Source organism: Carboxydothermus hydrogenoformans Z-2901 (genome assembly GCF_000012865.1).
Classification (GTDB): domain Bacteria; phylum Bacillota; class Z-2901; order Carboxydothermales; family Carboxydothermaceae; genus Carboxydothermus; species Carboxydothermus hydrogenoformans.
This window is the reverse complement of the sequence record NC_007503.1, coordinates 1,062,744-1,076,429: the sequence shown is the minus strand read 5'-3', so window position 1 is coordinate 1,076,429 and position 13,686 is coordinate 1,062,744. Positions and strand designations below refer to the sequence as shown.

The following is a 13,686-nucleotide window of genomic DNA, read 5'->3' as shown; positions in this document are numbered from 1 at the left end:
CCAATTCACTCTCCTTGCCAATGATTTTTCAAAGTTTGCCATAAACCCTCAAGGGTATGTTCTGAGGAAAAATATTTTCTCCGAATATCTTTTTGCAAAAAAGCCTCATAGGTGGTGGGCCCAATAGCAAAATGCGGTAGATTTTTTGCTAAGTTTTCATCACTAATAAATTGATAGAAATTATTAAAAGTTGAAGGACTTGTAAAGAAAAGCACGTCAATTAATTTAGCTTTCAATAAACCATTTAAAAAAGGTTTAATATCGACATTGGGAGCATTTTCATAAACAACCAGTTTTTTAGTGGGAATATTATTTCGGGCCAAAATCTCCAAAAGCTCGGGTCTTCCAAGATTTCCTTGAATGACTATAACCCCTTTTTGAATCATTCCGGAGGTAGTTAGCTCCAGGGCTAAATCTTTTGCCGTAAATTTTTGGGGAGAAAAATCCGCGGTAAGACCATATTTTTTTAATGCTTTTGCTGTTTTTTCCCCAACAACCGCAATTTTCCCAATGAAATTTTCTAAACTTACATTAAAATAATTTAAATTGAAAAAAAAGCCCTCTACACCGTGGGCACTGGTAAAGATAAGCCAATCATAAGCGGAAAAATCTAACTGTAAAATCCTTTCATCAGGAATATACGTTATTTTTAACAGCGGTACTTCAATACCTATGGCACCAAAACGCCCGCATTCTCGCTTTTCATCAGCTTCTGTCCTTGGAATTAAAACCCGCACTCCCGCCAGAGGGCCATTATTTAAAAAATGTTGTAAATTGTAAAAACAATAATTTTTTAAAGGAAAAGTCTTTAACAAATCTTCTTTTTTAGTAATTAATATTACATCTTCTCCGGTAACGTTGCTGGGCAGTTCACTTACCAAGTGAGTATTTACAAAATTTTTTAAAATAAAATCAAGTTCTTCATCAAAAAAATAAATATTTTTTGCGTCCCGTAATCCCCGAAAAAACAATTCCGAATTTAAAAAGTAATCAACTTTTTCCCCTACCAAAACCCGGCAGGTAAGCGAATTACTCATTGGCATCCCGCCTGATTTCCTCTAAGATTTTTTGGGCGCCTTTCGTTAAAAGTTCCTCCGCTAAACTAATCCCCACTTTCTCCGGTTCCTCAATACTTCCCTCTTTTTCACCTTTAATAACTAACTTCCCATCTAAACTGGCAACAACGCCTTTCAAATGAAGTCGGTTTTCTTTAACTTCAGAATAGGCGCCAATGGGGATTTGACATCCTCCTTCCAAGCGCTTTAAGAAGGCCCTTTCTGCTCTAATAGCTCGGTTTGTTGCAAAATGATCGATTGGTTTTAAAAGCTCTTCGATAAAAGTATCATCGGCACGGATTTCCACACCTATCGAACCTTGACCAACCGCCGGTAAACAGAGGTCAAAACTTAACATCTCGGTAATTTTATCCTCATAACCCAATCTTTTCACACCGGCATAAGCCAAGATAATGCCATCTAAGTCCATTTCCTCCATTTTACGAAAACGTGTAGGTAGGTTTCCGCGCAGCGGTATGGCTTGTAAATCCGGCCTTACGGCTAAAATTTGGGCTATCCGCCGCAAACTGCTGGTACCAATTCTCGCCCCCTGAGGTAGTTCCAAAAACTTAAAACCCTTGGGGGAAATAAAAACATCTCCCGGGTACTCCCTTTCACAAAACGCACCAATTTTCAAGCCTTCGGGCAAAACTGTTGGTAAGTCTTTCATGCTATGGACAGCCATATCTATGGTTTTATTTAACAAGGCATGTTCTAATTCTTTAGTGAAAAGCCCTTTGTCCCCAATTTTGGCCAGAGCTACGTCCAGGATTTTATCCCCTTTTGTTTTCATGGTCACAATTTTAAAATTTATTTCTGGGTGAATTTTGCTTAGTCTTTCCACCACCCAATTTGTTTGCCACAAAGCTAAAGCACTATCTCGACTCCCCACAATAACTTCTTTTTTCATCACTTTCCTCCATTTCTTCTCTCGGATGGGTGAAATTTTTCGGGCGTTCCCCTTCAACTTGTAAATCAAATAAGTTTTGCAAAATTTCGGTGTACAAATGGCCCTGAGGAGTTAAAGCATACTGTTTTAATTTCACTATTGGTGTATGCAATAATTGATTAAGAATAGTATGAGCAAGGGCACAAACGATATTTTTTTCCCGTTCACTGATATTTCCCAGTTTATTTAAAGCTTTAGTAAGCTCTTTTTGCTTGATCTCCTCGGCTTTTTTCTTAAGGGCTACAATGGTTGGAACTACAAACTGGGTGCTATGCCATTCAATAAAAGCTTTTAGTTCAGTTTCAATGATGTTTTCAGCCATTTCAGCCAGTTTTTTTCTTTCTTCTAAATTTTTGGTGACCACATTTTGCAATTTATCAATATCATAGAGAAAAACATTTGGAAGTTTAGCTATTTCGGGATCAATATCCCGGGGAACCGCTATATCTATTAGGTATAATGGATGCTGCCTGTTTCCGATAACTAACTCTAATTGCTCTTTATGGATAATCAGGTGAGGTGCTCCCGTACAGCTTATTACCAAATCCACCTCGGCGAGGATATCATAGATTTTGGCAAAGGGAACAGCTATTCCATTAAACTCCCGGGCAAACTGTTCGGCTTTTTCAAAGGAACGGTTAGCAACAATGATTTCTTTAATTCCATAGTAACTTAAATGCTTCGCTGTTAAACTACTCATTTTACCAGCACCAATTAGAAGCGCCTTCTTATCCTTTAAACTGCCAAAAAATGAACACGCCAATTGAACTGCGGCATAACTAATCGAAACTGGATTTTTGTCAATGCCAGTTTCGGTTCGAACTTTTTTGCCCACAGTTATAGCGTGTTGAAATAGGGTATTCAATATTTTATTGGACGCTTTTAAAGATGAGGCTTTTAAAAAAGCATCGCGTACCTGACCCAAGATCTGGGTTTCCCCTAAAATCATGGAATCAAGGCCTGATGCTACACGAAAAAGATGATGAACAGCATCGTACAATGTATAATTGTAAGTATAATTCTTAATATCCGACAAAGATAAACCGGCCCAATTAGCCAAGAATTCCCTTACTACTTTTAATCCAGTATCAACATCCAAGGACGCCACATAAACCTCAGTACGGTTGCAAGTAGAAAGAATAACCGAACCATCAATGGAAGGATAAGACAGCAAAGCGGAAAAAGCATCTTTTAATTGGTGGTCGGAAAAAGATAACTTTTCCCGCACCTCAACCGGAGCAGTCCTGTGATTTACCCCCACAACCACTAAATACATACTAAACGCGCTCCTTTATCTAAGGATTAAATACAGTTTTCACAAATTATTTCTACAAATTAATCAAATTTCCTGCTACCATTTAATAATTTCTTTGCACGATAAACTGGGCAATTTCTAAAAAAGTATCTTTAACTGGTGACTTTGGCACCAATTCAAAGGCAGAAATTGCTTTTTCAATGTAATTTTTTGCCCAGGCATAAGCTTCACTTATACCACCAAGGTATTTTATCTCTTTGATTATTTGCTCAATGTTAGCATTATTTTGGGGAAGATTTTGTAACTCCCGCCAAAGCTCATGCTTTTTGTCCCTTTTCAAAGCCAAGAGCACAGGTAAGGTTATCAATCCTTGCCGTAAATCACTACCAACCGGTTTTCCCAAAACCTTTTCATCAGCAGTAAAATCCAAAATATCATCGATAATTTGAAAAGCCATCCCAACATATAAGCCATACTGTTTTAACGCATTAACAACCCTGGGCGAAACGTTGGCCATAACTCCACCAAGTTCACAGCTTGCGGATAATAATAGGGCTGTTTTTCTTTTAATTTTTATTAAATAGTCTTTAATACTTGTAGAAATGTTTTTTGCACCGTTTAACTGTTGAATTTCACCGGTAGTCATTTTAACACTTACCTCAGCTAAAACTTTAGCCACATAATTATTTTTACAGGAATCGATTAAAAGTAAGGATTTGGCAAAAATTCGGTCACCAATATGGATTGACATCTTATTACCCCAATTAGCTTTAACCGTGGGAAGCCCACGGCGAAGCATGGAATTATCAACAACATCGTCGTGAACTAACGTGGCCATATGAATAAGTTCCAATGCCACTGCTAAAGGTTTAACTTTCTCGAAATCATAATCGCCAAGTTTTGCTGCCAACAAAGCAAAAGCAGGTCTTAACCTTTTTCCTCCCGCTTTTAATAAGTGCATGGCAGGGTCGTGTAAAAATTCGTTCCTTTCGCTAACTTCTTTAATTAACTCTTGTTCAATTTTTCTTAAATCCTCTTTTACAAGTTCAAACAATTTCTTTTCCTGGTCTTCCAAACTGTGCAAAACTGCACCGGTTTGGAAGGTTGGGGTATTTGTTGTCCGCCCCTCAAGCTGCCCCAGCCCCAACTGGCGGTATTCGGGACAGCCATAGCCCCTGCCCCAAGAAGCAGGAACTTACCGTGACTTTCAGCCACCTTCCCCCATACCGCTTATGAGTATTCTCTTAAGCGGTGACAGGTCACGATATAATGGCCTGTCCAGGAGAGCTCCCGTCAGGAGGGCTACCCGCAAAACTCGCCACGGTTTGTACGGTAAGGTTTTCCCCTTTACCGCAGTACCTCCATTCCTTCCATCGGTAGCTGAAGATACCGACCGTGACTTGCTTTGCAGGCTTTTCAATAGCTCTCTATACTTCAAGGGAATTTTCTCCCTTAAAGCCAATCCTCTTCGGGCTATCACATAAGCTGCTGCTGTATCTTTTGTTAAATTAAACTGCGGTGCGTACTTTAGCATCCCTATCAAGCTTGTATAAGCCGGGCTTACTTCTCTTATGGCTACACCGTACCTCTGGGCAAGTATCTTTACTCTGGCAATAAGCTTTCTATAGCTAAAACCGTGCTTTACCCTTCTGGATTTTCTTCCCTTGTAATCTCCCCGGTAGCCTTTGTCTTTTATCGCTAACTTTTCTACTACGATGCCTTTGTTTTTCTCAAGGGCTAATTTTACAATTTCGTTGGCGTATACCCATGCAAAGTAATCTCTTTTTTCTTTTCTTCCATCCCAGAGATGTGGTGTAGGAATTTCCCCAAAGCTTTCTAAATTGCCGTCTTTTTTTATTTCAGCCCAGGCGATGTGTGATGGAAAAGCATTTAAGTCTATCCCGATAGCTCCATTGCTGAAATCTATTGCTGTATTTGGCAAGTCGTCTTCAAAAGAAATGTAAGCATAGTATTTATTGTTTTTCCTCTGCAAACGAACGCTGTAAGGACAGGAATTTAGCATTGCTTCTGCAAACTTTCTCCATTTTTTATGCGAACTTTTAAGTTCTATAAACAGCCATTTTCTATTACCTGCATTTACTCTTAAAAAGAATTGGCCATTTTCTTCAATAACTCTTAAATTTAAATTCCCCTGCTTGGTTTTATCCCCTCTGGAGAAAAGGGTTCCTTTGCGTTTATCTTCCCACTCTTTTTTGTACTTTTGCCTCTGCTCACTGCTTAAATGTTTGCTTTTTAGTCTATAAAACAATACTTTCCCTCCAAAGATAACCTTGCGTGGGTTTTCTCCAAGTTCTCGGATACTTTGCAAAACTTCGCTGGCTTCAAGTATAGCATCGTCTACATATCTGGAATTCAATCCAAAGAGGCTTTGCAGTTCTTTCTTGAGTTCTTTTCGGGTTTTTCCTTCAAGTAGGCGGTTATAAGCATATCTTTTGCAGGAGTTCCACTTTCGCATTATGTTATCTAATACCACGTTCTCCTCTGCCTTTGGAAATAACCTTGCTTGTATTGTTATGACTTGCTTCAAAGTTTTCACCACACTTACGATTTTGTACAATTAAACTTTATCCCTTACAAAGTAAGTATTATTGCACTATTCTGCATTGTCTGGCTTAATTGTTGTTACCCTCCATTTTTAAACCTACAAAAGTACTTGATAAAATATAAAGAAGTATTCTTCCTCTAAAGTCCAAAATCCTTCTACGATTTTGACTAATGAGTAATTTTATTATATAATAAACTTTGCAGCAATAAAAGCGGGAGTGACTGGGTCCTGGTGGGCCCCGCGGGCTTCAAACCCGTTGTTGGGCGGTAAAACCGTCCATGGTAGGTTCGATTCCTATTCACTCCCGCCAGAAAAAATCACCGGTCCCTTGGACCGGTTTTTTTATAGATATTAATTATCTTCTTTATTGGCATCAAAAAATTTTGGTGTTGTAGTTTTTAAACCCATTGGAAGTTTTTCTCTTTCCGCTGAAATTCCTTCCTTAGTTTGATTTACTTTTCGCCAAAAATGTTCCGTTTTGTTCTCAAGTAATTCTCCGTAAAGGTCTGGTTTTTTAAGCTTCATCGTTATAACCTCCTCTTTTTTAGTATTTGCCCGAGCCTTCAATAATTTTTCTTAAATGTTTTTCCCCATTGAAGGTAAATAATACATGTTTTCTATCCACTACCGTTTCCAAGTGAACCGGCTTACCCCAGAGTTCATAAACGTACGGTAGGGTTCTTTCTAAGTAATAAATGTCCAATTCAATACCTTCATAACGATGTCTTAAATAAAGTTCACCGTTTTTTCCATAATCATCATCTAAAATTTCAATATAAGGAAACCCGCAATTATTTAAACTTAATACTAAGTTATCTCGTACTTTTTCCCAGGATTTTTCCGTAACCCGCCATTCGCTCCCCACCTTTTGAAAATTATACAAATCAAGTTCCTCCACCAACTTTTCGTTTAAATAATTTCTTAAAAAAGTAACATCGCAATCAATTTCCCGAACCTCAAATATCATTTCTTTACCAAACCTTTTTTCAATATCTTCAAATACTTTAAGTCCTAAAAGATAAGGGTTAATACCAAACCGCGTTGGTTGTAATATTTGAGCGTTTAATTTGGCATATTCAATACTTTCATTTTCATCCAAGTCCAATTCCCTCATAATTCTAATATGCCAGTAAGCAGCCCACCCTTCATTCATAATCTTTGTTTTTAACTGGGGCCAAAAGTATTTCATTTCTTCACGGACCATAAAAATAATTTCTCGCTGCCAATCTTCTAAATACCTGCTATTATTTCCAATAAAACCCAAAATGTCTTTTACAGGCTTTTTTTCTTTTTCTTCCTCATCTTTTAAAACATCCGTTTCAAACCAAAGATCCGCATACGGGTTCTTAGTTTCTTTTGCTTTTTTCTTTTTACTCTGTTCTTTTATTATTCCCTCAAAAGGATCGATATGTTCTTCTATGGAAAGGACTGCGTCTAAAAATTTTTCTACTTTTTCCTTTCCATAACGAAAAGAAAACTCATCAATTCTCCGGGCATGTACTGACATGGTTTCCAGCATTTTTCGATTAGTATTTTTAAAGTGCCAGTTATTTTTAAAAAAGTCGGAATGACCGTAAACATGGGCAATTACCAGTTTATTTTGGACCAAAGAATTACCTTCCAGCAAAAAAGCATAGCAGGGATTGGTATTGATAACTAATTCATATATTCTACTTAGATTGTAGTCATACTGGGTTTTCATTTTATGATACGCTTTACCAAAAGTCCAGTGGGAAAAGCGAGTGGGCATACCGTATGCTCCAAAGGTATAGATAACTTCCGCCGGACAAATTTCAAAGCGCATCGGAAAAAAGTCAAGTCCTAAATTTGCAGCTATTTCCCCAATTTTTTCCACCGCCTCTTCCAAATACGTTAACTCTTCCATAACAATTCCCCCAAAATTAACCATCTTTTTTTAAAAAAGCTTTTAACGCGGTATAAATCCCCGCTTTATCTTTTATTGAAGTCAGAACAAAGTTGGGACTGGTTATTTTTTTAAACTCATTTTTCAAAGTGGCGGTATAATAATATGGGCCTTCAATTTCTCCGTAACCGACTAAATTACATACCTTTAAGAGTTCAAGCACAAGCTGTAAACACCGCTCATTATCTGAAGATAAATTATCCCCATCCGAAAAGTGAAACGCATACAAATTGTATTGCTGCGGATTATAACGCTGTTTAATTATGTCTAAAGCTAATTGGTATACCGAGGAGCATTTGGTACCTCCGCTTTCACCCTTGGTATAAAACTCCTTTTCCGTAACTTCTTTGGCTTCGGTATGATGGGATAAATAAATTATTTCAACATTTTGATATTTTAATTTTAAAACTTTCACCAACCAGAAGAAAAAAGTTCGGGCAATGTATTTCTCAAAAGGTCCCATGGAACCGGAACTATCCATCATGGCAATAACCACTGCTTTGGACTCGGGTTTTTCTACTTCGTCCCAGGTCTTAAACCTTAAATCGTCTTGGGTGATTTGATACAGATTTTCACTATTTTTTAAAAGATTTCTTTTTAAAGCTTCATATACTGTTTTTTTCCGGTCAATATTACCCATTAAGCCTTTTTTTCTAACATCGCGAAAGTCGTAATTTTCATGGGTTATTTTATCTTTACTTTTGTTTTTTAAATGGGGGAGTTCTAAATCTTCCAAAAGAATTTCCGTTAATTCATCAAGCGAAACTTCCGCTTCATAGTAATCATAACCGGGTAAACCTCCTGCTCCTTTGCCTTTATCACCCTTGGCACTCCCACTTTCTTTACCCAAAACATCTCCAACTTTTGTACCCCCACTTCCCTGCCCGGTATGTTTTTGTTTATTAAAATCGTAGCGAAAGTGATAATGTTCAATGCTGCGAATCGGAACCTTGATTATTTTTTTGCCATCGCTCATGATTATGGCTTCGTCACTTAAAATTTCCGGCAGGTTTCTTTTAATTGCTTCCCGTACTTTTTCCTGATGCCGTTCTTTATCTAATTCTCCTTTGCGGTGAAGACTCCAATCTTCTCTGGAAATTATACAATTGCCCACTTTACCCCACCTACCTGTTTAACAAACTCCCCACATATTTTAAAAGTTCATTGGCACAAACCGGACAATAACCATGGTGGTTAATAAGCCTTTCGCCTACTTCATTTAACTTTTTCAGCTGCTGGACATCCGGCGTTTTGGTGGAAGTTGTTATCTTTACCACATCTTTTAAATCAGCAAAAAGTTTTTTTTCAATCGCTTCTTTTAAACGCTCATGCGCGTTATAATCAAAAACCTTCCCTTTACGGGCATAAATCGATAGCCGAATTAAAATTTCCTCCCGAAAACTCTTCTTGGCCGTTTCCGAAATACCTATTTGCTCTTCTATAGAACGCATCAACTTTTCATCCGGGTCTAATTCTTCGTCGGTAATGGGATCTTTTAGTTTTGTACCGTTACAATAGGCTTCAACATTATCCAAATAATTGTTAAATAAGTTTCTGGCCGACTCCTCAAAGGAGTAAACAAAAGCTTTTTGCACCTCTTTCTTGGCAATTTCATCATATTCCTTTCTAACTAAGGACACTAAATTTAAATACCTTTCTTTTTCCTCTTTGGTTATGGACGGGTGCTGATCTAAACCATCTTTTAACGCTCGCAAAACATCCAAAGGATTTATACAGGCAGTATCGGTTTTAATTAAAGCTGAAGACAGCCTATTTATTACATACCGGGGGTCAACTCCGGACATGCCTTCTTCTTCTACCTCGTTTTGTAACTCGGCCACATCTTTGGGCATAAATCCTTCCACATGTTCACCGTCGTAAAGCTTCATTTTCTTTATTAAATCCATCCCCTGCTTTTTACTTTCTTTTAATCTTGATAAAACCGAAAACATAGCAGCTACCCGCAGGGCATGGGGAGCAATATGAATATTGGTTAAATCGCTTTGTTTAATTAATTTTTCATAAATTTTTACTTCCTCGGAAACTTTTAAGTTATACGGAATTTTTATTACAATCATCCGGGAAAGCAAGGCTTCATTTTTTTTGTTGCTGATAAACGCTTTATATTCCGCTTCGTTGGTATGGGCAACGATTAGTTCATCGGCATATATTAAGGCAAATCGCCCGGCTTTAAAATTCCCTTCCTGGGACAAACTCAGTAAGTTCCATAAAAATTTTTCGTCACACTTTAACATCTCTTGAAATTCCATTATTCCCCGGTTAGCGATATTTAACTCACCATCAAAACGATAGGCCCGGGGATCGGATTCGGCTCCGTATTTGGGCAGGGCGCTAAAATCAACACTCCCGGTTAATTCCGCGATATCCTGAGATTTGGGATCCGAAGGAGAAAAAGTTCCAATCCCGATACGTTTTTCTTCCGAGAAAAAGATTCGCTCCACTCTAACTTCCTCAATATTTCCCTGGTATTCTTCCTCAAGCATGACCTGACACCTGGGGCAGAGTTCACCTTCTATATATACACCAAACTCTTTTTCAAAATCTTCCCTCAATTCTTTAGGTATTAAATGGAGAGGTTCTTCATGCATTGGGCAACCTTTGATAGCATATAGGGCCCCCTCCTCGGTCCGACTGTACTTTTCTAAACCCCGTTTTAATAATGTTACTAAAGTTGATTTACCTCCGCTCACCGGACCCATCAGGAGCAATATCCTTTTCCTGACATCAAGCCTTCGGGCTGCGGGGTGAAAGTATTCTTCCACCAATTTTGCCAAGGTTTTATCTAAACCAAAAAGTTCCGAGGCAAAAAAGCGGTATTTTTTGCCTTCCTCGGTCTCCTCTATACCATATGATTTAATCATGTTATATATACGGCTATGAGCAAGCTGAGCAACATACGGCCGCTTTTTAACTATATCTAAATATTCTTTAAAACTGCCTTCCCAGGCAAGTTCCCTTTCTCTTTTTTTGTAAGCCTCAAGTTTTTCTAAAAACTCCATGGGCTTACCTCCCTTCGTGTTATTACATTATATGCAAAATGATTTTTAAATAAGAAAGCTTCCTTTAACAAAAATACCGGCAAAAGCCGGCATTAGTTTTGTAATTTAACCACAATTAAATTTTTATCTAAAAGGTCCCAGGATATTGTTTTAAAAACTTGGGTAAAAAGATACCGCACTTCCTCCCCTTCGCAAAAAGTGATTAAATAAACCACTTTTAAACCCCCGTAAATGTTTTCTTTGGTAAATATATATGTATACATAATCCATTTATGCTAAAAACAAAAAAACCGCCAATTTGGGCGGCCTGGATTAACGGTAGTTCGTAAACTGCAATACAAGCCCAAACTCTTTTTCTTTTAAAAGCTTTATTACTGCCTGCAGGTCATCCTTCTTTTTCCCGGAAACCCGAAGTTTATCGTCTAAAATCTGTGTCTGAACTTTTAGTTTTGTTTGTTTAATCGTATCAATTATCTCTTTGGCTTTTTCCCTTGGTATACCCGACTTTAACTTAATTGTCTGCTTAACGGTTCCACCCAAAGCCGGTTCAATCTTACCGTAATCTAAAAATTTTAAAGAAACCTGTCTTTTGACAAGTTTTGCTTCAAGAACATCAACCGCTCTTTTCAGGCGATACTCGTCATCGGCAGTGATTCTAATTTCTTTTTCCTTTTCATTTAACTCAATTTCCACATTGCTACCTTTAAAATCATAACGCTGGGAAATTTCTTTTAGGGCCTGATTTACCGCATTTTTAACTTCCGGAAGATTAACTTCCGAAACAATATCAAAACTATAATCGCTGGCCATTTTTGTCCTCCTTAAGCTTCTTTTTATCAATTATAACAATATTTGCTTAAACCTCCCAGTATTTCTGCTCCAAAAGTCTAAACTGCAAGGCTTCAGCAATTTCATTAACATCAACTACTTCCTTTTCCCCCAAATCAGCAATGGTGCGGGCAACTTTTAATAAGCGATCATAAGCCCGATTTGAAAGAACCTTTTGCTCGAAAACTTCTTTAATAAATTCCCGAGCTTGAGGCGTTAGCTTAAGATACCGTCTTATCTGCCTTGGCGAAAGTTCGGAGTTGGTTGAAATATTTAACTTCAGTTCACGATATCTTTGCGCCTGAATTTCCCGGGCGCGCAAAACCCTCTTTCGAATCTCGGCGGAAGTTTCATTATTTTTAATATTTTCCATCTCCTGATACCGAACCCGCATGACTTCAACCTGTAAATCAATTCTATCTAAAAGCGGGCCGGAAATTTTGGCCTGATATTTATGTACCTGATGGGGTGTACAGGTACATAGCCGCTCCTCATCCCCGAAAAATCCGCACGGACAGGGATTCATTGCTGCAATTAACATAAATCTTGCCGGATAAGTAACCACCGATTCCACCCGGGCTATGGTCACTTCTCCTTCTTCCAGGGGCTGGCGCATCGCTTCCAAGACATCTTTCCCAAACTCCGGCAGTTCATCTAAAAATAATACTCCCAGATGAGCTAAAGTAATTTCCCCTGGTCGTGGCTTTTTTCCGCCGCCGGTTAAGCTTATTTTGGACGCGGTATGGTGAGGACTGCGAAAAGGTCTCTGGGTAATAAACGGCTTATTTTTTAAAAGTCCAGCCACACTGTAAATTTTGGTCACTTCAAGCATTTCTTCATACGTTAAATCCGGTAAAATTGAAACTAAGCGTTTAGCAAGCATAGTTTTCCCTGTTCCCGGCGGACCGATCATCAGGCAATTATGATTCCCCGCCGCCGCAATTTCTAAAGCTCTTTTGGCCACCACCTGTCCTGCCACATCGGCAAAGTCCAGCTCTTCATCGGGTTTTTCCCGGACTATTTCGGTAATATCAAGAGGCTTTTCCGGTTTAAGCTCTTCTTCTCCCGCTAAAAAAGCTACTAACTCCCTGAGGCTCTTTACCCCGTAAACCTCAACCCCGGATACTAACGCCCCTTCAGTACGGTTATTATATGGCACTACTGCTTTCGGTACCCTACCCCGCACCGCTAATACCGAAGGTAAGACTCCATCTACCTCCCTGACCTGACCTTCCAAGGATAGCTCCCCTAAAAAGATGTAGTGTGATAAATTGCGTTTAACTGTTCGCTCGCCGCTAAAATCCCGAGAGCTAAAAGTGAGAGCCTTCTTTTTTTAAGTCGGCAGGGGCAAGGTTTATCGTTATCCTGGCGATGGGAAAATCAAACCCGGAGTTTTTTATCGCCGACTTTACCCGCTCCCGGGCTTCTTTTACCGCCGTATCGGGAAGTCCCACTACCTCCATCCCCGGAAGCCCGCGGTTTATATCGACCTCCGCCTCTACTATTTCTCCATTAATGCCGTTTAAGGCAACGGTATGAACTTTGGAAAGCATTTATCTTCTCCTTCTACTTTTTTTGTTTCTTATTCGGCATATTTTCCAGAATTCCTTTAAAAAGAAAAAAACCTGCTTGAAAAAGCAGGAAAAAAGCTGATTTAAAGAACTATTGTAATCTAAAAAAATGATAAATTTTCCTCATAGGCAAGAATAGCCAGTAATCGTCAATCATTAGAATTGATACAAACCACATAGCTAAACCCAAAAAGGATGCTAGGACGCTTTTTCTTGAGCTGGTAATTAAACCCAAGGAATGACCAAATGTTAATGAAAGTAAAATCCATACAATGCTTAAAAATAGCCACCATAACGAAAATCCTGTTAAATAGCTGACGTTGTAAAAAGCAAGAATTGATAGCCAGTACCAGCGAAAGTTTATGCGAATTCCCAAAATTATACCAATAATCCCCACAATGATACTGGCGTAAGCTAAAAAACTTAGGAACTTCATTGTATATCACCTCAAAAAAATGAATTAACTGAAGCCAAGATTTACAGAACTCTAATACCAACAAAGTTGCCTGTTATTAATC

11 protein-coding genes, 1 tRNA gene and 1 pseudogene are annotated in these 13,686 nt (G+C 38.5%); 1 reads left to right on the top strand and 12 read right to left on the bottom strand.

The annotated features are described in order from the left end of the window. Positions 1–5: 5 nt before the first annotated feature. The 5 genes from CHY_RS05615 to CHY_RS05595 form a co-directional block, all read right to left on the bottom strand. A complete protein-coding gene (locus CHY_RS05615) occupies positions 6–1,037 on the bottom strand; it encodes a uroporphyrinogen-III synthase (RefSeq protein ID WP_011344128.1) in 1,032 nt (343 codons plus the stop codon). Further along, positions 1,030–1,965, bottom strand: coding sequence for a hydroxymethylbilane synthase (gene hemC / locus CHY_RS05610; RefSeq protein ID WP_011344127.1), 936 nt, complete (start codon positions 1,963–1,965; stop codon positions 1,030–1,032). The genes CHY_RS05615 and hemC overlap by 8 nt, the downstream gene beginning before the upstream one ends. Then, positions 1,931–3,280, bottom strand: coding sequence for a glutamyl-tRNA reductase (gene hemA, locus CHY_RS05605; RefSeq protein ID WP_011344126.1), 1,350 nt, complete (start codon positions 3,278–3,280; stop codon positions 1,931–1,933). The genes hemC and hemA overlap by 35 nt, the downstream gene beginning before the upstream one ends. 82 nt (positions 3,281–3,362) lie before the next feature. Next, on the bottom strand, positions 3,363–4,406 hold the full coding sequence (locus tag CHY_RS05600; RefSeq protein WP_226986728.1) for a polyprenyl synthetase family protein: 1,044 nt from the start codon (positions 4,404–4,406) through the stop codon (positions 3,363–3,365). Between the two features lie 60 nt (positions 4,407–4,466). Continuing rightward, complete coding sequence (locus tag CHY_RS05595; protein WP_011344124.1) at positions 4,467–5,807, bottom strand: IS200/IS605 family accessory protein TnpB-related protein; 1,341 nt, start codon at positions 5,805–5,807, stop codon at positions 4,467–4,469. A 231-nt stretch (positions 5,808–6,038) separates the two neighbouring features. On the opposite strand from CHY_RS05595, the gene CHY_RS05590 reads away from it, so the two are divergent. Beyond that, a tRNA-Sec gene (locus tag CHY_RS05590) sits at positions 6,039–6,135 on the top strand. Positions 6,136–6,176: 41 nt separating this feature from the next. Here CHY_RS05590 and CHY_RS13150 read toward each other — a convergent pair. The 7 genes and pseudogenes from CHY_RS13150 to CHY_RS05565 form a co-directional block, all read right to left on the bottom strand. Then, on the bottom strand, positions 6,177–6,350 hold the full coding sequence (locus CHY_RS13150; RefSeq protein WP_162485065.1) for a hypothetical protein: 174 nt from the start codon (positions 6,348–6,350) through the stop codon (positions 6,177–6,179). 19 nt (positions 6,351–6,369) lie between these two features. After that, a complete protein-coding gene (locus CHY_RS05585) occupies positions 6,370–7,710 on the bottom strand; it encodes a SpoVR family protein (RefSeq protein WP_011344122.1) in 1,341 nt (446 codons plus the stop codon). A 16-nt stretch (positions 7,711–7,726) separates the two neighbouring features. After that, the gene (gene yhbH / locus CHY_RS05580) at positions 7,727–8,863 is read right to left on the bottom strand and encodes a sporulation protein YhbH (protein WP_011344121.1); all 1,137 of its coding nucleotides are present in this window, start codon (positions 8,861–8,863) and stop codon (positions 7,727–7,729) included. Positions 8,864–8,873: 10 nt separating this feature from the next. Beyond that, a complete protein-coding gene (locus tag CHY_RS05575; RefSeq protein ID WP_011344120.1) occupies positions 8,874–10,769 on the bottom strand; it encodes a PrkA family serine protein kinase in 1,896 nt (631 codons plus the stop codon). A gap of 92 nt (positions 10,770–10,861) precedes the next feature. Next, positions 10,862–10,984, bottom strand: a complete 123-nt coding sequence (locus tag CHY_RS13465; protein ID WP_264357890.1) for a hypothetical protein — start codon at positions 10,982–10,984, stop codon at positions 10,862–10,864. A gap of 97 nt (positions 10,985–11,081) precedes the next feature. Beyond that, on the bottom strand, positions 11,082–11,579 hold the full coding sequence (locus CHY_RS05570) for a YajQ family cyclic di-GMP-binding protein (RefSeq protein WP_011344117.1): 498 nt from the start codon (positions 11,577–11,579) through the stop codon (positions 11,082–11,084). A gap of 46 nt (positions 11,580–11,625) precedes the next feature. After that, positions 11,626–13,150: pseudogene (locus CHY_RS05565) on the bottom strand (YifB family Mg chelatase-like AAA ATPase). Between the last annotated feature and the right edge of the window lie 536 nt (positions 13,151–13,686).

Bases quoted from the DNA above. Each gene is read 5' to 3' on its own strand.
- CHY_RS05615 (WP_011344128.1), bottom strand. From the start codon at position 1,037: ATGAGTAATTCGCTTACCTGCCGGGTTTTGGTAGGGGAAAAAGTTGAT.
- hemC (WP_011344127.1), bottom strand. From the start codon at position 1,965: ATGAAAAAAGAAGTTATTGTGGGGAGTCGAGATAGTGCTTTAGCTTTG.
- hemA (WP_011344126.1), bottom strand. From the start codon at position 3,280: ATGTATTTAGTGGTTGTGGGGGTAAATCACAGGACTGCTCCGGTTGAG.
- CHY_RS13150 (WP_162485065.1), bottom strand. From the start codon at position 6,350: ATGAAGCTTAAAAAACCAGACCTTTACGGAGAATTACTTGAGAACAAA.
- CHY_RS05585 (WP_011344122.1), bottom strand. From the start codon at position 7,710: ATGGAAGAGTTAACGTATTTGGAAGAGGCGGTGGAAAAAATTGGGGAA.
- CHY_RS05575 (WP_011344120.1), bottom strand. From the start codon at position 10,769: ATGGAGTTTTTAGAAAAACTTGAGGCTTACAAAAAAAGAGAAAGGGAA.
- CHY_RS05570 (WP_011344117.1), bottom strand. From the start codon at position 11,579: ATGGCCAGCGATTATAGTTTTGATATTGTTTCGGAAGTTAATCTTCCG.